Origin of the sequence: Pseudomonas sp. B5(2017) (assembly GCF_002112825.1) — a bacterium.
In the GTDB taxonomy this organism is placed as follows: Bacteria; Pseudomonadota; Gammaproteobacteria; order Pseudomonadales; family Pseudomonadaceae; genus Aquipseudomonas; species Aquipseudomonas putida_Z.
In genome coordinates this window covers 149557-167703 of record NZ_NEIR01000015.1, presented here as the reverse complement: position 1 = coordinate 167703, position 18147 = coordinate 149557, and the positions used below count along the sequence as shown (strand labels likewise).

At 62.8% G+C, this 18147-nt stretch carries 13 protein-coding genes, 4 tRNA genes and 1 pseudogene; 8 read left to right on the top strand and 10 right to left on the bottom strand.

Annotation, left to right across the window (positions count from 1 at the left end):
- Nucleotides 1-292: 292 nt before the first annotated feature.
- Entirely contained in the window at nucleotides 293-553 is a 261-nt protein-coding gene (locus CAG00_RS22290; RefSeq protein ID WP_085665356.1) for a DUF2798 domain-containing protein, read from the bottom strand.
- 56 nt (nucleotides 554-609) lie between these two features.
- Between CAG00_RS22290 and CAG00_RS22285 the strand changes: the two are divergent.
- Nucleotides 610-1032, top strand: a pseudogene (locus tag CAG00_RS22285) (LysR substrate-binding domain-containing protein); the annotation flags it as partial.
- Nucleotides 1033-1182: 150 nt separating this feature from the next.
- Here CAG00_RS22285 and CAG00_RS22280 read toward each other — a convergent pair.
- The 3 genes from CAG00_RS22280 to CAG00_RS22270 form a co-directional block, all read right to left on the bottom strand.
- On the bottom strand, nucleotides 1183-2463 hold the full coding sequence (locus CAG00_RS22280) for an OmpP1/FadL family transporter (protein ID WP_085589888.1): 1281 nt from the start codon (nucleotides 2461-2463) through the stop codon (nucleotides 1183-1185).
- A gap of 147 nt (nucleotides 2464-2610) precedes the next feature.
- Nucleotides 2611-3093, bottom strand: coding sequence for a hypothetical protein (locus CAG00_RS22275; RefSeq protein ID WP_025338041.1), 483 nt, complete (start codon nucleotides 3091-3093; stop codon nucleotides 2611-2613).
- Between the two features lie 249 nt (nucleotides 3094-3342).
- Complete coding sequence (locus CAG00_RS22270; RefSeq protein ID WP_003257337.1) at nucleotides 3343-3567, bottom strand: hypothetical protein; 225 nt, start codon at nucleotides 3565-3567, stop codon at nucleotides 3343-3345.
- A gap of 951 nt (nucleotides 3568-4518) precedes the next feature.
- Between CAG00_RS22270 and CAG00_RS22265 the strand changes: the two genes are divergently transcribed.
- Nucleotides 4519-4938 carry a tetratricopeptide repeat protein gene (locus tag CAG00_RS22265; protein ID WP_085665361.1) on the top strand — a complete coding sequence of 140 codons (420 nt, stop codon included), beginning with the start codon at nucleotides 4519-4521 and terminating at the stop codon, nucleotides 4936-4938.
- 292 nt (nucleotides 4939-5230) lie between these two features.
- The gene (rmuC, locus tag CAG00_RS22260) at nucleotides 5231-6604 is read left to right on the top strand and encodes a DNA recombination protein RmuC (protein WP_162276782.1); all 1374 of its coding nucleotides are present in this window, start codon (nucleotides 5231-5233) and stop codon (nucleotides 6602-6604) included.
- Here the strand turns inward: rmuC and CAG00_RS22255 are convergent.
- Nucleotides 6576-10052, bottom strand: a complete 3477-nt coding sequence (locus tag CAG00_RS22255) for a hybrid sensor histidine kinase/response regulator (protein WP_085665354.1) — start codon at nucleotides 10050-10052, stop codon at nucleotides 6576-6578. The two genes, rmuC and CAG00_RS22255, sit on opposite strands and share 29 nt — an antisense overlap.
- A gap of 231 nt (nucleotides 10053-10283) precedes the next feature.
- Complete coding sequence (locus CAG00_RS22250) at nucleotides 10284-11462, bottom strand: MFS transporter (RefSeq protein ID WP_085665353.1); 1179 nt, start codon at nucleotides 11460-11462, stop codon at nucleotides 10284-10286.
- Between the two features lie 207 nt (nucleotides 11463-11669).
- Between CAG00_RS22250 and CAG00_RS22245 the strand changes: the two genes are divergently transcribed.
- Complete coding sequence (locus CAG00_RS22245; protein WP_015269262.1) at nucleotides 11670-13547, top strand: MFS transporter; 1878 nt, start codon at nucleotides 11670-11672, stop codon at nucleotides 13545-13547.
- Nucleotides 13548-13556: 9 nt separating this feature from the next.
- Here CAG00_RS22245 and sugE read toward each other — a convergent pair whose 3' ends face one another.
- The 3 genes from sugE to rdgC form a co-directional block, all read right to left on the bottom strand.
- Nucleotides 13557-13874, bottom strand: a complete 318-nt coding sequence (gene sugE, locus CAG00_RS22240) for a quaternary ammonium compound efflux SMR transporter SugE (RefSeq protein ID WP_009686221.1) — start codon at nucleotides 13872-13874, stop codon at nucleotides 13557-13559.
- 230 nt (nucleotides 13875-14104) lie between these two features.
- Nucleotides 14105-15070: a bile acid:sodium symporter family protein gene (locus tag CAG00_RS22235; protein WP_013971400.1), complete on the bottom strand. Its 966-nt coding sequence runs from the start codon at nucleotides 15068-15070 to the stop codon at nucleotides 14105-14107.
- Nucleotides 15071-15269: 199 nt separating this feature from the next.
- Nucleotides 15270-16190: a recombination-associated protein RdgC gene (gene rdgC / locus CAG00_RS22230; RefSeq protein ID WP_013971401.1), complete on the bottom strand. Its 921-nt coding sequence runs from the start codon at nucleotides 16188-16190 to the stop codon at nucleotides 15270-15272.
- Between the two features lie 217 nt (nucleotides 16191-16407).
- Here rdgC and CAG00_RS22225 point away from each other — a divergent pair.
- The 4 genes from CAG00_RS22225 (at nucleotide 16408) to CAG00_RS22210 (ending at nucleotide 16909) form a co-directional block, all read left to right on the top strand.
- Nucleotides 16408-16483, top strand: a tRNA-Val gene (locus CAG00_RS22225).
- Nucleotides 16484-16496: 13 nt separating this feature from the next.
- Nucleotides 16497-16573: transfer RNA gene (locus CAG00_RS22220), tRNA-Asp, on the top strand.
- Nucleotides 16574-16743: 170 nt separating this feature from the next.
- A tRNA-Val gene (locus CAG00_RS22215) sits at nucleotides 16744-16819 on the top strand.
- A gap of 13 nt (nucleotides 16820-16832) precedes the next feature.
- Nucleotides 16833-16909 (top strand) — tRNA-Asp (locus CAG00_RS22210).
- 237 nt (nucleotides 16910-17146) lie between these two features.
- On the opposite strand, the gene map is transcribed toward CAG00_RS22210, so the two are convergent.
- Entirely contained in the window at nucleotides 17147-17923 is a 777-nt protein-coding gene (map, locus tag CAG00_RS22205) for a type I methionyl aminopeptidase (RefSeq protein WP_371915773.1), read from the bottom strand.
- Nucleotides 17924-18147 lie beyond the last annotated feature (224 nt).

The window sequence follows — 18147 nt, the reverse complement described above, 5'->3', positions numbered from 1 at the left end:
CCCTCGCGCCGGTCTTGCTCCCGGGAGGACGCGCTGCAGGCCCCATCCATGGGGCCTCAGCGCTTGACGGGCATCCATGCCCGTCACCTCCCTCCGCAAGACCTCTGCTCGGCCTCCTGAAGTCGCGAAGATCAAGATCAAGATCAAGATCAAGATCAAGATCAAGATCAAGATCAAGATCAAGATCAAGATCAAGATCAAGATCAAGATCAAGAGCAGGGCAAGAGCAAGAGCAAGAGCAAGAGCAAGAGCAAGAGCAAGAGCCGGGGACTTGGCTGGGTTTCAGGTTACTTCACTTTGCATGCACAGTAATCGCCACCAACCGCATAACCACCGGCCTGACCATCAATACACAAACGAACGCCACAGGCATCGCCAACTGGTAAGCCTTCAGCACGTTGCCAAGGTATTCAGGGTTAATCCCCCCATTCGCTGCCGTGATCACGAAACACATCAATAGCGCCATGATCGACGACATGTAGAAGGCAAAAACGTAGGGCGTGGCGCCCGGGTGCAATTTGCGTCGGCTGCGTGCCTGGGACAGGTTGCTCATGCGAACTCCTGAAAAGTAAGTAGAGGCGCAGGTTAGCAACGCATCCGGCAGCAGCTGTAGACCTGCAAAGCGCCGGCGTGCCGGCCACGCCAGAGGCCTTGCGTGACCACCGCTGCCTGGTGTTCCGCTACCCGGTGGATGGGCGCTTCCTGCGTTGGGGGTTCATGCGCGACGGGCTGCGGTTCGAGCCAGAGTTCGGCAGTGTCCTGATCAGCGACGACATCGATGCCCTGACCCAGATGGCACTGCACGATGGCGGCATCACCCGCCTGGCCGAGTTCATCGTCCGGCCGCATCTGGCCGCCGGGGCGCTGGTATCGTTGTTCGAATACAGCGATAGCGGTCAGGCCTATGCCCAGACCGAACCGATGGATATCTACCTGTGCCTGGCCGACCGCTTCGCCATGACCGCAAAAGTGCGTGTGTTCATGGACTACTTGCGCGAATGCCTGGGTGACAGCTGGCAGGTGCAGGCCTGAAAAGATATTGGGGCTGCTTGCAGCTCATCGCGACACAAGGTCGCTCCTGCAGCGTCCGCATGAACCCGTAGAATCGGTTTTGTGCGGTCGTTGCAGGAGCGGCCTTGTGTCGCGATGGGCCGCAAAGCGGCCCCGACTTACTTGAAGCTATCAGAAGCGGTAGGTAAGGGACGCACCGATACCGTGAGCGCTGTTCTCGTACTTGGCCTGGTAGCTGCCTTTCAACAAGCCTTCTGTCTGCGAGCTCGGCAGATTGTTGACCTTGGTGTCCTCTTCCCACAGGTAGGAGTAGGCAACATCGATGGTCATGTCATCGTTCGGGCTCCAGCCGGCACCAAAGCTGACCGCTTTACGGTCGCCGGTAGGAATGCGCGGCGAGCGATCGTGGTTGTTGGTGGGCGACTGGTCAACGGAGAAGCCTGCACGCAGGGTCCACTCCTTGTTGACCTTGTAGGCAGCACCAATGGCGTGTGCCCAGGTGTCATGCCAGTTCTGCTCTTCGGTGATGGTCTGCAGTGGGTAGCCCGCCGGTGCTTCGTTCTTGACAACGATGCTCTCCAGGCGGCTCCAGCGAGTCCACGTGCTGCCCGCATACAGGGTCCAGTGGTCATCCAGTTCATGGGTGACCGAGAAGTCCACCGACTCTGGCGTCTTGATTTTCAGGCTGGCGTCGAACTTGCCGTTCAGGCCGAGGGCCGCAATCGGGTAGGAAACACGGGTATCGCCTTCAAGCTTGTAGTCGACCATCGAGTGATAGGTCAGGCCCAGACGGGTACGGTCTGTGGCTTGTACGAGAACGCCGATGTTGTAACCGATCGCGGTGTCGTCGCCCTTGATCTTGACTTCGCCATCCGGGCCGTTGGGGCCCAGCAGGGCCTTGCTGCCCAGGTTCGAGCCCAGCTCACCCTTGATACGGTTGATGGTCGGGCCAAAACCGATCGACACCTTGTCGTTGAAGGCATAGCTGATGGTTGGCTGGAAGGTGACAACCTCGACCTTGCTCTTCTTGCCCCAGTAGCGTGCCGCGTCATCGCTACCGTAGTCGGTGATCAGGCCGTATGGCACGTAAACACCGAAACCGACGCTCCAATGATCATCGATCGGCTTGACGTAGTAACCCATGGGCACGCCTACGACCGGGACCATGTCGCCATCGGTTTCCCCCCCGAAATTGCTACCACGACCCGAAATATCAGACTTGGCAATGACGGCTGCGCCACCCACGGTGACCTGTTCGCGCTTCAGGCGCGACATGCCTGCAGGGTTGCCATACACAGTGCTGGCATCTTCGGCAGAAGACGAACGTCCCGCAAAACCGGTTCCCATGCCGCTGATGCTTTGCTCGTTCAGCGCGAAACCTGCAGCAAGCAGTTGGCTGGAAGCAAGAGCAACGGCAATGCCGAGGGAGGTTTTGAGCATTACTTTTTTCATTATTAGAAAACTCCTTGGGATCTCCGGGGCGAAAAGCTACCAACAAATCACGCGCCGCGCTATAGCCTCAATCGCAGGAGATAGAGCGGTTTTGTAGGACAATCCGACCAAAATTCCCTTTTTTCCGGGTGCGTTGTAGGACGCGTCTTAAGATGCCTGCGGCAATCTCTGATCTATGCAGGTATGCCAGGCGTGGGTGAAGTCGCGCAGGCGACCTTGTGGGTTGAAAATCTGTCGCCAGATCCGCGCCAGTGCGAGAAGGTCATCGGCGGCAGGCAGTGGCGTGGCCTGCTCTTCGACGAGCATCCAGGCAATGGCGGTGGAATAGCGCAGGTTGACGGTGAGTTCCAGGTGCGGGCCACCGAGGAAGGCGTGCTGGCTGGCCAGGCCGCGGACCAGGCTGGCCAGGTCGGGGTCACGGGCAAGGTAGTCGTCCCAGATCGCCTGGTGACGGTGTTCGCCGATACGGTAAAGGCCATGCCCACGACGGTCGTGCAAGGCCGACCCCAGGGCCGACTGGCTGGCGGCGATGCCCAGCAACAAGGCTTCGGCGCTGGCGCAGTGACGGTTCAGGTAGACCAGGGTGGGTCGGATCACATACTGACACAATTCATTCGCCGCGATACCCATGATGCCCTCGAGCAGTTAAGGGCCGGACGGGCGCTGGAGCTTGGCAGCTGGTGAGTGATCAGGCCCGCCGGAAGCGGCAAGCACCGCTCGAGTTGAAGTGTAGTGTGATAATCGTGGTGTAAAGGGCTGTTTTTAAATCGATTGCTGCCTGACGTAACGGGCTATATGCCTTAAGGCAATTACGCCGCGAACGTTCAGGCAGGCTTGCGATGGGATGATTCAGCGCTTGAATACCGCAGTATTCGCCGCTCACGCGGTGAGCGACTGGCGGGTTCGGGCGATGACCGCCTGCAGCGGTTCACTGCGGCTGTACTGTTCGGGGTACAGGCGCTCGGTGTGGCAGGCGACGCCGTGTTCGTCTACCAGGGTGAAGCTGAAGCTGCCCTTGCGAGGGGCAACGATAAGGCACTTCAACGGCGAGAAGGCCTGGGAGAGGGTGCCAATGGCAGCCTGAATCTGATGATGAGTTTGCATATTGTTGGAGGTTCCTGCTTTAAACACGGGGTTATGATCCGTGCATGATAGAAACGTTCCAGTGACGCCTTTATTAAGGGACGAACGAACCTGACTGGAACAGGGCAGCCAGAGGGAGCGCAATCAAATGTGGGCGCATGGGCTGACTGGTAGGTACTTCAGAAGGCAGGCAGCACGCCGGGGCCAAGGTTCTAGGCCGTCGGTGTGGATCCTGATCAATCTGTCACGTGATTCGTGCTTGAACAGCGCGTGGCTGGCGAGTGAATCATCGAATGGGCCGGTCCTGGTTTCAGCAGCGCCACCCTTGGGAGGAGCGGGTCTGCAAGGACGCTTGAGGCCAGAATTGACTTTCAGCTTGGTACTAACGAGGCGCACCTTAGCGGAAATACAGGCGCTTGGCAAGCATTTCATGTTTGTTCAGGTGAGCCGAGCAGTATGGCGCGTATTTGCCCTGCTGGGAAGAGGGGGCAAAAGGCCCGCATCCGGGCTGATGTACCGATTTCGTGCACTCAAATGAAGGTTTATGGTGCACTTGTTCACATTCGGAGCATCGCTTGCAACTGCCTGGCAACACGCCACGACAGCCTCGCCAATGCCTTGACTGGGCGGTTAAGTCAATGAAAAAAAACACTATTTTTAGCTGGTGAAAAAATCGTCAGTTTGAGCGAAAGCCCCAATTCATGGGGGTTTGCGGGGGATGGGAGGGGGTTGTCCACCGAGTTATCCACAGGAACTGTGGATTGTCCCGAGCGCTTGCTCTAGGACGGGCGTGCCAGCAATACATTGAACTGTCCGACAATCGACATGCTCCGGGAGACCTGTTGGTCATCCACTTGAAAACGTCAAGAAAAGATCATTGAAAATTTTTTTCAATCCTCCGGAAATCGAAAGGCCAAGGCGCAAGAAAAAGGGTAGAGTGGCGCGCCTTTCGAGTTGCCAAACCTGTTGCTCATGAAGTTTCGCGGTAAACCCCTTGCCAGCCCCGCTGCATCGACGCCTGCGCCTCCCCCCAAACGTTTCTCTCTCAAAGTGGCCTTGTGGCTGCTCGACAACCCGCGCCTGGGTGACAAGCCGCAGGTCAAGCACCTGGCCGGGCGCCTGTTGAAACAGCCGGCGCGCCAGGGCGTGGTCGTGGCGCAAAGCCGCCTGGGGCAGATGTTGTGCCGCGATTGCGGCAATGCCCGTGACCGTCGTATTGGCCATGAACTGCTGCGCCAGGCAGCCCGCGCCGGTGATCGGCGGGCGCAGCTGGAGTATGCGCGGCTGTGCCAGCACAGCGAGCCGGAGCAGGCGCGGTACTGGCTGGAGCTGGCGGCGGGGCAGGGGTCGCAGGAAGCGCTGCGGCTTTTGAGGCAGTGGTTCCGTGCCTGAGGTGTGTTGCCAGCACTGGCCTCTTCGCGGGTAAACCCGCTCCCACAGGAATAGCTATACCTCGGATACTGTGCAATCCCTGTGGGAGCGGGTTTACCCGCGAAGAGGCCGGAACAGGCAACACACCGCTCAGGCTGATAAGCTGCGATGCATTCATCCAGGATCATTCGGGGTAAGCATGACAGTGGATCTGGCCAGCATTCTGCTGGGCTTGGTGGCAGGTGCATTACCTTGCCTGGGTTGGCTCATGCAGGTGCAGCGCCGCCAGGGCGCGCGGCAAGGCGAGCAGGCCTTGCTCGAAGAGCGCCTCAATGCTGCCCAGCTGGCCCTGGCCGGCCTGCAGGCGCAACTGGACGCCAGCCGCGACGAGGTCAGCGACCTCAGCGAAGCCAACACCGTCAAGCAGACCCAGCTGGCCGCCCAGGGCCGTGAGCTGGAACTGCTGCAGATCGACCGCGACAACGCCCGTGACGCCGCCCACGCCTGGAACCTCGAGCGTGCCAACCGCGAAGCCGAACTGCGCCGCCTGGAGGCCCAGACCGCACGCCTGGACGCCGAACTGCGCGAGCAGCAGGAAAGCCACCAGCAGCGCCTGGAAGACCTGCAGGAAGCCCGCGACACCCTGCGCGCCCAGTTCGCCGACATGGCTACCAAGATCTTCGACGAGCGCGAGCAGCGCTTCGCCCAGACCAGCCAGCAGCATCTCGGCCAGTTGCTCGACCCGCTCAAGGAGCGCATCCAGGCCTTCGAAAAACGTGTGGAGGAAAGCTACCAGCAGGAAGCCCGCGAGCGCTTCTCGCTGGGCAAGGAGCTGGAGCGCCTGCAGCAACTGAACCTGCGCCTGTCCGACGAAGCCACCAACCTGACCCAGGCGCTGAAGGGCCAGAAAACCCAGGGCAACTGGGGTGAGCTGATCCTCGAACGGGTACTGGAGCATGCCGGCCTGGAAAAGGGTCGCGAATACCAGACCCAGGTCAGCCTCAAGAGCGCCGATGGCGAGCGCTTCCAGCCTGATGTGCTGATCATGCTGCCCGGCGACAAGCAGGTAGTGGTGGATGCCAAGGTCAGCCTCACCGCCTACCAGCAGTTCGTCGCCGGCAACGACGAGGCCGCGCTCAAGCAGCATGTGCAGTCGCTGCGCAGCCATGTCAAAGGCCTGTCGAGCAAGGACTACAACCGCCTCGAAGGCCTGCACAGCCTGGATTTCGTGCTGCTGTTCGTGCCGATCGAGGCCGCCTTTTCGGCAGCCCTGCAGGCGGAGCCGAACCTGTTCCAGGAGGCCTTCGATCGGCAGATCGTGATCGTCAGCCCGACCACCTTGCTGGCCACCTTGCGGGTGATCGACAGCCTGTGGAAGCAGGAACGCCAGGGCCAGAACGCCCGCGAGATCGCCGAGCGCGCCGGCTGGCTGTACGACAAGTTCGTGCTGTTCATCCAGGACCTGGACGAGCTGGGCAGCCGCCTGCAGCAGGTGGACAAGGCCTATGCCGCCGCGCGCAACAAGCTGTGCGAAGGGCGCGGCAACCTGGTCAGCCGCAGCGAACAGCTGAAGCTGCTGGGCGCCCGCGCCAGCAAGAGTCTGCCGGCCGACCTGCTGGAGCGGGCGCTGTCCGACGAGGCGTTGCCGGACGAAGCGCTTACTGAACCAGGCTCAGATGGCGATTGAGCATGGCGCGCAGGGCCGCCGGCTTGACCGGCTTGGCCAGGTAGTCCAGGCCAGAGGCATGCACCATGGCGATGGTTTCCTTGCTGCCGTCGGCGCTGATCACCACGCCCGGCACCGGCTCGCCCAGGCGCGCGCGTAGCCAGCCCATCAGCCCGGTACCAGTCTCGCCGTCGTCCAGGTGGTAGTCCACCAGCGCCAGGTGCGGGCGCATGCCCCTGGCCAGCAGGGCTTCGCATTCGGCGCGGTTGCGCGCGGTCCACACCTGGCAACCCCAGCGGCTGAGCAGGCTGTTCATGCCGATCAGGATGCTGTCTTCGTTGTCCACGCACAGTACCTGCAGCCCGGCCAGTGGCTGGCCACCCTGTTCCACCGGGGCGGTGGGCGCCGGGGCGGCCTGGCGGGCAATCGGTACGCTGACGCGGAACACCGTGCCCTTGCCCGGCCATGAGCGCACTTCCAGCTTGTGCCCCAGCACCCGGCACAGGCCGTCGGCGATCGCCAGGCCCAAGCCCAGGCCCTTCTCGGCGCGGGTCTGGTGGCTGTCCAGGCGCTTGAACTCCTGGAAGATCACCTGCAGCTTGTCGTCGGCGATGCCCGGGCCGCGGTCCCACACCTCAAGCCACAACTGTTCACCCTGGCGCCGTGCGCCCAGCAGGATCGGGCTCTTGCCATAGCGCAGGGCATTGGTCAGGAAGTTCTGCAGCACCCGGCGCAGCAGCTTCATGTCGCTGTCCACCCGCAGGCGGCTGCCGCGCAGGCGGAACTCCAGGCCCTTCTCGGCGGCCAGTACCTTGAATTCGGCGCCCAAGGTGTCGAACAGCTCGTTGAGGGCAAAGGGCTTGGCATCCGGGGTGATCTTGCCGTTTTCCAGGCGCGAGATGTCCAGCAGGTCGCTGATCAGCTCTTCGGCCGAGCGCAGCGAGCTGTCCATGTGCTGCACCAGTTGCCGGGCCTCTTCATTCATGCCCTCGGCCTGCTGCGACAAGGCGGCGGAGAACAGCCGGGCGGCGTTCAGCGGCTGCATCAGGTCATGGCTGACCGCAGCCAGGAAGCGGGTCTTGGACTGGCTCACCGCTTCGGCACGGCTCTTGGCTTCGGACAACGCCTGGTTCAGTTGCGACAGCTCTTGGGTGCGTTCCGCCACCCGTTGTTCCAAGCCTTCGTTGGCATCGCGCAGGGCCTGCTCGGCCTCGCGGAACGGGGTGATGTCGGTGAAGCTCATGACGAAACCGCCGCCCGGCATCGGGTTGCCGATCAGTTCGATCACCCGGCCATTGGGGAACAAGCGCTCGGAGGAGTGCGCACGGCCCTGGCGCATCCAGTGCAGGCGCCGCGCCACGTGCACCTGCGCCTCGCCCGGGCCGCACAGGCCACGCTCGGCGTTGTAGCGGATGATGTCGGCGATCGGCCGGCCCACGCTGATCAGCCCGTCGGGGTAGTTGAACAGTTCCAGGTAACGGCGGTTCCAGGCCACCAGGTGCAGGTTCTGGTCGACCACGCTGATGCCCTGGTTGATGTTCTCGATGGCCCCTTGCAGCAGGGCGCGGTTGAACTGCAGCACCTCGCTGGCTTCGTCGGCGATACGCACCACGTCTTCCAGCTGCATGTCGCGGCCTTCGATGGCGGCCTTGACCACGGCGCGGGTCGACGAGGTGCCGAGCACGCCGGCCAGCAGGCGTTCGGTGTGTTCGATCCAGTCGCCGTCGGCGTTCTGGTTGGGGTTGAAGCCCTTGCCCTGGCGGTAGGCGAAGCGGATGAAGCTCTGCCGGGCGCGTTCTTCGCCGACAAAGCGCGAGGCCAGGGTCAGCAGGTCGTCGATCTGCACCGCTAGCAGCGGCTTGCTGCTGGGCCTGGCGCTGGTCTGCTGGCCGATGAAGCGGCCGGCTTGCCAATGCTCGGAAACCCGCGTGCGCGACAGCACCGAGACCCAGGCGAACAGGGTGAAGTTGCCCGCCAGCGACAGCACCACGCCCTGGGTCAGCGGGCTGATCGGCAGGTTAAGCGGGTTGCCGTGCAGCCACGCCAATCCTGGGAACAGCTGCAGCGACCAGCCCACGCTGTGCGCGGCAATCGGCAGCACCAGGGTGTAGAACCACAGGAAAATACCTGCGGCCAGGCCAGCGAACACGCCGCGGCGGTTGGCCTGCTTCCAGTACAGCGCACCGAGCATGGCAGGGGTCAGCTGGGTCACGGCGGCGAAGGCGATCTGGCCGATGGTCGCCAGGCTGGCGGTGGAGCCCAGCAGGCGGTAGCTGACATACGCCAGCAGCAGGATCACCACGATGGTCACCCGGCGTACCGAGAGCATCCAGTGGCGGAACGCCTCGAACGGCCGCTCGGCGTTGGTACGGCGCAGCAGCCAGGGCAGCAGCATGTCGTTGGAGACCATGGTCGACAGCGCCACGGCCTCGACGATGACCATGCCGGTGGCCGCCGAGGCACCACCGATGAATGCCAGCAGGGCCAGGCTCGGGTGTGCCTCGGCCAGCGGCAGGCTGATGACGAACGAATCGGAGATCACCGTGCCCGGCAGCAGCATCTGCCCGGCCAAAGCGATCGGCACCACGAACAGCGCGGCCAGCGCCAGGTACATCGGGAATACCCAGCGCGCCAGGCGCATGTCCTGGGGTTCGATGTTCTCCACCACGGTGACGTGGAACTGCCGTGGCAGGCAGATGATCGCCATCATCGCCACGGCGGTCTGCACCACCATCGACGGCCAGTTGATGGTTTCCTGCCAATAGTCCTGCAGGTGGATCGACTGGCGGGCCTGGCTGAACAGGTCGTCGAAGCCGTCATACAGGTTGAAGACGATGAAGATGCCCACGGCGAGGAAGGCCAGCAGCTTGATCAGCGATTCGAAGGCAATCGCCAGGACCATGCCACGGTGGTGTTCGGTCACGTCCAGGCTGCGGGTACCGAAGACGATGGCGAACAGCGCCAGTACCAGCGACACCACCAGCGCGGTGTCCTGCACGCGGGTGCCGGTGGCGTCGGCATTGGCGCCGATCAGAAGGTTCACGCCCAGCACGATGCCCTTGAGCTGCAAGGCGATGTACGGCAGCACGCCGACCAGGCAGATCAGCGCCACGACCACCGCCAGGGACTGCGACTTGCCGTAGCGCGCGGCGATGAAGTCGGCGATCGAGGTGATGTTCTGTTGCTTGCTGATCAGCACCATCTTCTGCAGCACCCAGGGCGCGAAGATCAGCAGCAGCACCGGGCCCAGGTAGATCGGCAGGAATGCCCAGAGCTGTTCGGCGGCCTGGCCGACCGCGCCGAAGAAGGTCCAGCTGGTGCAGTACACGGCCAGCGACAGGCTGTACACCCAGGCACGCAGCTTCGGCGGCAATGGCGTGCTGCGGCGGTCGCCGTAGAAGGCGATGGCGAACATGATGGCCATATAGGCCAGGGCGACCACGGCGATCAGCCCGCTGGACAACGACATGAAGACTCCGAAGCAAAAAGATAACGCGGTCCCGATCAATCAGTCTGGCACGCAGGTGCCGCTTCGTCAGCGCAGACGATGGTCGCAGTGGCAGGTGGTCGCAGGGTTCTCTTTAACCTGTGCCGGCCCTTTCGCGGGTGAACCCGCTCCCACAGGTACTGAACAGGCTTCGAAAGCGGCGCTGCCCCTGTGGGAGCGGGTTCACCCGCGAAGAGGCCAGCAGAGCAGACATCATCCTTTGCGGGTACCCAGCCAATAAAACACCCCCGCCAGTATCACCGACAACACCAGCAGATAGAAGATCGCCCCCGGCCACAGATGCACCAGGGCAAACCCCACCATCACCGGCCCCAGCGCCGCTCCGAGGTTGGACAGGTTCTGCGCACCGTAATACACCCCACGCAAGTGCTCCGGCGCGATCAGGTCGATGAACATGTACTCGGCCGGGATCACGATGATCTCGCCCAGGGTGAACACCAGCATCGCCAGGCACCACGCCAGCGCCGAACCGGCCAGGGCAAAGCCCAGCAGCCCGGCGATGAACAGGCCCATGCCGGCCAGCAGCCAGGGCATCAGGCGCTGGCGGCTGATGCGGCGGCCGATCAGGTACTGCAGGGCAATCACCGTCACCGCGTTGGTGGTCACCAGGTAACCGATCAGGCGCGCCGCCTCGGCCGGGCTGCTGGTCACCACCAGGTACTGTGACAGGTAGGCGGTGAACTGGCCGAACACCACCGCGCTCAGCACCCCGCCCAAGGTGAAGCATACCAGCCGCCGGTCACGGGCCAGCCCCAGCGCCACCTGGCCAAAGCCGGCCCCGGGCTTGTCCGGCGCACTGGCCTGCAGGCTGCGGTCACCCAGGCGCCAGTAGGCCAGGCACATGGCCAGGCCGAGCAGGGCAGAGGCGATGAACGGCATATGGTCGTTCAGCTCCAGCATGGCCACGCCCAGCAGCGGGCCGGCGGCGTAGCCGACGTTGCTGAGGGTGTACTTGATGGCGAACACTTCGGCCCGTTCCTCCACCGGCAGCAACGCGCAGAAGCCCGCCTTGGCGGCGATGTCGACCACTGCCAGGGCCAGGTTGATCATTACCAGGCAGAGAAAGAACAGCAGCGCCGAGTTGCTGGCGACCGCGCCGACGAAGGCCAGGGCAAACAGCAGGGTGCTGGCGCTGACCAGTGTGTGGTTGCGCAAGGTATCCACCAGGTGGCCGCCATACAGGCTCAGCAGCGAGGCGATGATCAGCGCGCCACCGATCAGCAGGCCGATCTGGCTGATCGGCAGGTGGAAGTTGTCGGCCAGGTACACCACCAGGTAGGGCAGGGTAAGGGCACGGGCGACGGTGAGGGTGAAGGTGGTGGTGAGCAGCAGGCGCACAGTGTGCGGGTAGCGTTTGATGGCGGCGAGCATTGCCACGTCCTTGTTGTGGAATAGCCGAATCGGAGCATATGACAAATGGGGGCTGCTCTGCAGCCCATCGCCGGCAAGCCGGCGATGAGGCCGGGACAGGCTTGCTATAGAATCACCGCGCTTGCCAGTCAGTGCATTTCCCATGCAGATTTGTGGCTTGTCGCGCCCGGCGCGCCTCCAATTGAAAAGCCCTCAGGACCAAGGACGATGAGTCACTCCTCGCAATTCACCTTGCTCGGCAAGCGGCGTTTCCTGCCGTTTTTCATCACCCAGTCGCTGGGTGCCTTCAACGACAACCTGTTCAAGCAGTCGCTGATCCTGGCGATCCTGTTCAAGCTCAGCCTGGGCGACGGTGACCGTTCGATCTGGGTCAACCTGTGCGCCCTGCTGTTCATCCTGCCGTTCTTCCTGTTCTCTGCGCTGGGCGGGCAGTTTGGCGAGAAGTTCGCCAAGGATGCGCTGATCCGGGCCATCAAGCTGGCCGAGATCGCGATCATGGCGGTAGGCGCGCTCGGTTTCATCACCAACCACCTGGCGCTGATGCTGGTGGCGCTGTTCGGCATGGGAACCCACTCGGCGCTGTTCGGCCCGGTGAAGTACTCGATCCTGCCGCAGGCCCTGCGCGAGGAAGAACTGGTCGGCGGCAACGGGCTGGTGGAAACCGGTACCTTCCTGGCCATCCTCGCCGGCACGATCGGCGCCGGGGTGATGATGTCGGCCGACAGCTATGCCACCGTGGTGGCTGGTGGCGTGGTCGGCACCGCCGTGCTCGGTTACCTGGCCAGCCGCTGGATCCCGCGGGCCGCTGCCGCTTCACCGCAAATGCCGCTGGACTGGAACATCTTCAGGCAGTCGTGGGCGATCCTGCGCATGGGCCTGGGGCAGCCGCCGGCGGTGTCGCGCTCGATCGTCGGCAACTCGTGGTTCTGGTTCGTCGGTGCCATATACCTCACGCAGATCCCGGCCTACGCCAAGGACTGGCTGCACGGTGATGGCACGGTGGTGACACTGGTGCTGACCCTGTTCTCGGTGGGGATCGCCCTGGGTTCGCTGCTGTGCGAGCGGCTGAGCGGGCGCAAGGTGGAAATCGGCCTGGTGCCGTTCGGCTCGTTCGGCCTGAGCCTGTTCGGCCTGCTTTGGTGGTGGCACTCCGGCGATGTACCGGCTGCGGCGGCACCGCACGACTGGCTGGCGCTGTTGGGCATGGGCCAGGCCTGGTGGATCCTGCTGTCGATCGTCGGCCTTGGGGTGTTCGGCGGCTTCTACATCGTACCGCTGTATGCGCTGATCCAGGCCCGCACCGCCGAAGACCAGCGCGCCCGGGTGATCGCTGCCAACAACATCCTCAATGCCCTGTTCATGGTGGTGTCGGCAGTGCTCACCATCATCCTGCTGGGCCTGGCCGAGCTGACCATCCCGCAGCTGTTCCTGGTGGTGTCGCTGCTCAACATCGCGGTCAACGCCTATATCTTCAGGATCGTGCCCGAGTTCACCATGCGCTTCCTGATCTGGCTGCTCAGCCATTCGATGTACCGCGTGCAGCACCGCGACCTCGAGCGCATCCCCGACGAAGGCGCAGCGCTGCTGGTGTGCAACCACGTGTCGTTCGTCGATGCGCTGCTGCTGGGCGGGGCAATCCGCCGGCCGATCCGCTTCGTCATGTACTACAAGATCTACAACCTGCCGGTACTCAACTTCGTGTTCCGCACCGCAGGCGCCATCCCGATTGCCGGGCGCAACGAAGACCTGGCTATCTACGAACGTGCTTTCGCGCGCATTGCCGAGTACCTGGCCGATGGCGAGCTGGTATGCATCTTCCCTGAAGGCAAGCTGACCGGGGATGGCGAAATCGATGTGTTCAAGGGTGGCGTCAACCGCATCCTCGAAGAAACCCCGGTGCCGGTCATTCCGTTGGCCTTGCAGGGGCTGTGGGGCAGCTTCTTCAGCCGTGACCCGGCCAAGGGCTTTTTCAAGCGCCTGTGGTCGCGGGTGACCATCGTGGCAGGCGCCGCCATCCCGGTGGAGGCGGCGCAGCCAGAAGCCTTGCGTGAGCAGGTCAGCCGCCTGCGCGGCAACCTGCGCTAGGGGAGGGCGTCAGCTGGCGCTGACTTTCAGGCCGACCAGGCCGGTAATGATCAGCGCCACGCTGACCAGGCGTACCAGGGCCATGGACTCGCCGAACAGGATGATGCCGGCGATCACCGTGCCGACGGCGCCGACGCCAGTCCAGATGGCATAGGCGGTACCCAGCGGCAGCTCTTTCATGGCCAGGCCCAGCAGGCCCAGGCTGATGGCCATGGCGGCGACGGTGAGGACGGTGGGCAGAGGCTTGCTGAAGCCGTCGGTGTATTTCAGGCCGACGGCCCAGCCGACCTCGAACAGGCCGGCGAAGAACAGGATGATCCAGGACATGGTGCGTCTCCATCGTTGTGAATGATGGGGCCGTCCCCGGAATGGTCACGCGGTGCGTCGTGAGGTCGTCCTCACAGTGGGTGCCATGGTGCACATATGCAGCCCTCTGGGCAAGCCTGAGCGGGCCTCTTCGCGGGTAAACCCGCTCCCACAGGGATCTCCACAACTTTCAGACCTGTGCAGTACCTGTGGGAGCGGGTTTACCCGCGAAAGGGCCAGTGCAGGCAACATCAATGCCTGGCCGGCTCCCCACCTTCTGCTTCTGCCACAGGTTCCCCCATGCGCCGGAACCAGGTCGACAGCAGCGCCCCGGAAATATTGTGCCAAACGCTGAACAACGCACTCGGCACCGCAGCCAGCGGCGAAAAATGCGCCGCTGCCAGTGCCGCGCCCAGCCCGGAGTTCTGCATGCCCACCTCCAGCGCCAGCGACTTGCGCTGTGCCAGTGGCAGCTTGCACAGCCTGCCGGTCAGGTACCCCAGCAAGTAGCCGAAGCTGTTGTGCAATATCACCACCGCCATGATCAGCAGCCCCGACTCGGCGATCTTCGCCTGGCTGGCCGCCACCACCGCGCACACGATCATCACGATACTCACCACCGACACCAGCGGCAGCACCTGCACCGCCGCCTGCACCCGCGCGCCAAGCAGCCGCTGAGCCAGTACGCCGAGCACGATCGGCAGCATCACCAGCTGCAGGATCGACCAGAACATGTCCATGAAGGACACCGGCAGCCAGGCCGAGGCCAGGAACCAGATCAGCGCCGGGGTCAGCAGCGGGGCGAGCAGGGTGGTCACCGCAGCGATCGCCACCGCCAGCGCCAGGTCGCCACGGGACAGCCAGACCATCACGTTCGACGCCGTGCCGCTCGGGCAGCAGCCAACCAGGATCACGCCCACGGCGATTTCCGGCGGCAGGTGGAACAGCTGGCACAGCAGCCAGGCCATGCCCGGCATGATCACGAAGTGCGCGACCACACCCAGCATCACCCGCCAGGGCTGGCGGGCGAGGGCGGCGAAGTCATCGAGCTTGAGGGTGAGGCCCATGCCGAACATCACCAGGCCCAGCAGCGGCACGATGGCCACCTTCAGGGCGATGAACCATTGCGGTTGCAGGAAGGCCAGTACGGCGAACACCAGCACCCACAGGGCGAAGGTATTGCCGACGAAGCGGCTGAGAGTGGCGAGGGCACGCATGGGGCAAGTCCTTTTCTGCTTATAGCGTTATTGATTTCACTGGCCCTTTCGCGGGTGAACCCGCTCCCACAGGTACTGCACAAGATTCGAAGCCTGTGCGGTTCCTGTGGGAGCGGGTTCATCGAGGCGTCGAACCGCCGCGAAAGGGCCGGCACTGCCAAAAATCACTTCAAGGCCAGCACCGGCATTTCAAAACCAGTCAGACCCCTTGCGGAATCTCTTCCCCACCCAGCGCCTCGAACAGCACCGGCAGGAATTCGGCAAAGGTCATCATCATCAGCTGGAAGCTGGCATCGAACTGCTGCGCAGCCTCATCGCCACCATCCTGTTCGGCCTGCTCCTGCAGAAGCTCTTCGAACTTCAGGCGCTTGATCACCATCTTGTCATCCAGAATGAACGACAGCTTGTCCTGCCAGGCCAGGGCCAGCTGGGTAACCACCTTGCCAGTGCTCAGGTGCAGCTGGATTTCCTCGCCGGTCAGGTCCTGGCGCTTGCAGCGCACGATACCGCCATCTTCGGCGGTGTCGCGCAGTTCGCACTCGTCCAGCACATAGAAGCCTTCGGCAGCTTCCTGCGACTTGACCCACTCGGTCATGGTGGCAACCGGTGCGATTTTCACGGTGGCCGGGCGTACCGGCAGCGAGCCCATCACTTCACGCAGGGTCGACAGCAGGTCTTCGGCACGCTTGGCGCTGGCCGAGTTGACCAGGATCACGCCCAGGCGCGGGGCAATGGCCGCGAAGATCATCGAGCGGCGGATGAACGCGCGCGGCAGGAAGGCCTGGATGATCTCGTCCTTGATCTGGTCGCGTTCCTTTTTATAGACCTTGCGCATCTGCTCGGTCTCGATCTCTTCGACCTTTTCCTTCACCGCATCGTTGACCACGCTGCTGGGCAGGATGCGTTCTTCCTTGCGCGCGGCAATCAGCAGGTACTCGCCGCTGACATGCACCAGGGGAGCGTCTTCGCCCTTGCCGAATGGCGCGACGAAACCATAGGTGGTCAGCTCCTGGCTGGCGCAGGGGCGGGCCGGCTTGCTGGCCAGGGCCGCTTCCAGCGCTTCAGGCTCGAACGGGACTTCCTGGGTCAGGCGGTAGGTCAGCAGGTTCTTGAACCACATGAGGGGCAATCTCTCCTTAATGCATAAGGCGGGCATTATTCTCCGAGCGGTGCTCTCAGGCCAACCCTGTCGGAGTGCCAGTAGCTGTAGCTGAATGTAAAGATGCACGTGGCAACGCTAGGTCTTTGAAAGGCCTGAGGTTTTTTTTGAAAAAAGTTAAAAAAGTGCTTGCCAGGGTACGGGGCCGTCCGTAGAATGCGCGCCACACCGAGACGAAGGGTGATTAGCTCAGCCGGGAGAGCATCTGCCTTACAAGCAGAGGGTCGGCGGTTCGATCCCGTCATCACCCACCACTCGATGTTTAGCGCAGCGGTAGTTCAGTCGGTTAGAATACCGGCCTGTCACGCCGGGGGTCGCGGGTTCGAGTCCCGTCCGCTGCGCCATATTTCACTTCCAGGGCCTACTGAACACCCGGAAGTAACAAGGAAAGCGACCTCAGGGTCGCTTTTTTTGTGCCTGCGATTTGGTGTTTTCGCGAATTTTGCAAAAAGTTCGATAAGTGCTTGCCAGAGCGCCAAGTCGCCCGTAGAATGCGCGCCACACCGAGAGACATGGGTGATTAGCTCAGCCGGGAGAGCATCTGCCTTACAAGCAGAGGGTCGGCGGTTCGATCCCGTCATCACCCACCACTCGATGTTTAGCGCAGCGGTAGTTCAGTCGGTTAGAATACCGGCCTGTCACGCCGGGGGTCGCGGGTTCGAGTCCCGTCCGCTGCGCCATATTCCACTTCCAGGGCCTACTGAACACCCGGAAGTAACAGAGAAAGCGACCTTAGGGTCGCTTTTTTTGTTTCTGCATCCTGAGCGATTTCATCGTTCATGAAATCCTGGGGCAGCTTTGCGGCCCATCGCGACACAAGGCCGCTCCTACAGGGGTATGCGCAGTCAGCGAGTGACGCGATCTCCTGTAGGAGCGGCCTTGTGTCGCGAAAGGGGCGCAAAGTGCCCCCGGCAATTTCAGCTACGACGCTCTTCTTCCCGCAAAGTCAGCACTTCAAACCCATCCTCGGTCACCGCCACGGTATGCTCCCACTGCGCCGACAGGCTGTGGTCGCGGGTAATCACCGTCCAGCCATCCTTCAGCGTGCGCGTCCCGCGTCCGCCCTGGTTGATCATCGGTTCGATGGTAAACACCATTCCCGGCTTCAACTTCAGGCCCATCCCGCGCTGGCCAATGTGCAGCACCTCGGGCCCTTCATGCATCTGCTGGCCAATGCCATGCCCGCAATACTCACGTACGACGCTGTAGCCCGCCGCTTCGGCATGGGTCTGGATGGCATGGCCAATATCACCCAACGTAGCCCCGGGGCGTACCTGTTCGATGCCTTTCCATAGCGCGTCATAGGTGGTGTCGACCAGGCGCTGCGCCTCATCGCTGATCGGCCCGATGCTGTACATCTTTGACGAGTCGGCGATATAGCCGCCTTGTTCCAGAGTGATGTCGACGTTGATGATCGAGCCTTCCTTCAGCACTTCATCGACCTTGGGCATGCCATGGCACACCACATGGTCCACCGAGGTGTTGAGCGAATAGGGGAAGCCATACTGGCCCTTGCTCGCCGGGCGGGCCTTGAGCGTGCCGACGATGAACGCCTCGGCGCGGTCGTTGATCTGCATGGTGGTCACGCCGGGGCGGATGAAGCTGTCGAGGTCGGCGAACACCTGGGCAAGCAGCTGGCCGGCGCGGCGCATCAGGTCGAGTTGGGCGGGGGTCTTGATAATCACCTGGGACATGGGGGGAGTGCAGTGGCTCGTGCTGGAATGTGCCCCAGCATAGCGCCATGGGGTGTGGGGGTGCCATCGCATGGTGCACAGCCTGTACCGGCCTCTTCGCGGGCACGCCCGTTCCCACAGGTGCAGCACCGCCCTCAGGCCTTGCGATATCCCTGTGGGAGCGGGCATGCCCGCGAAAGGGTCGGCACAGCTGGCCCATAAATTGCTGTTTCACCTCCATCCAG

What these genes read in the sequence shown, in the direction of transcription:
- CAG00_RS22290 (WP_085665356.1), bottom strand. Translation starts at nt 553, where the DNA reads ATGAGCAACCTGTCCCAGGCACGCAGCCGACGCAAATTGCACCCGGGC.
- CAG00_RS22280 (WP_085589888.1), bottom strand. Translation starts at nt 2,463, where the DNA reads ATGAAAAAAGTAATGCTCAAAACCTCCCTCGGCATTGCCGTTGCTCTT.
- CAG00_RS22275 (WP_025338041.1), bottom strand. Translation starts at nt 3,093, where the DNA reads ATGGGTATCGCGGCGAATGAATTGTGTCAGTATGTGATCCGACCCACC.
- CAG00_RS22270 (WP_003257337.1), bottom strand. Translation starts at nt 3,567, where the DNA reads ATGCAAACTCATCATCAGATTCAGGCTGCCATTGGCACCCTCTCCCAG.
- CAG00_RS22265 (WP_085665361.1), top strand. Translation starts at nt 4,519, where the DNA reads ATGAAGTTTCGCGGTAAACCCCTTGCCAGCCCCGCTGCATCGACGCCT.
- CAG00_RS22255 (WP_085665354.1), bottom strand. Translation starts at nt 10,052, where the DNA reads ATGTCGTTGTCCAGCGGGCTGATCGCCGTGGTCGCCCTGGCCTATATG.
- CAG00_RS22250 (WP_085665353.1), bottom strand. Translation starts at nt 11,462, where the DNA reads ATGCTCGCCGCCATCAAACGCTACCCGCACACTGTGCGCCTGCTGCTC.
- CAG00_RS22245 (WP_015269262.1), top strand. Translation starts at nt 11,670, where the DNA reads ATGAGTCACTCCTCGCAATTCACCTTGCTCGGCAAGCGGCGTTTCCTG.
- sugE (WP_009686221.1), bottom strand. Translation starts at nt 13,874, where the DNA reads ATGTCCTGGATCATCCTGTTCTTCGCCGGCCTGTTCGAGGTCGGCTGG.
- CAG00_RS22235 (WP_013971400.1), bottom strand. Translation starts at nt 15,070, where the DNA reads ATGCGTGCCCTCGCCACTCTCAGCCGCTTCGTCGGCAATACCTTCGCC.
- rdgC (WP_013971401.1), bottom strand. Translation starts at nt 16,190, where the DNA reads ATGTGGTTCAAGAACCTGCTGACCTACCGCCTGACCCAGGAAGTCCCG.
- map (WP_371915773.1), bottom strand. Translation starts at nt 17,923, where the DNA reads ATGTCCCAGGTGATTATCAAGACCCCCGCCCAACTCGACCTGATGCGC.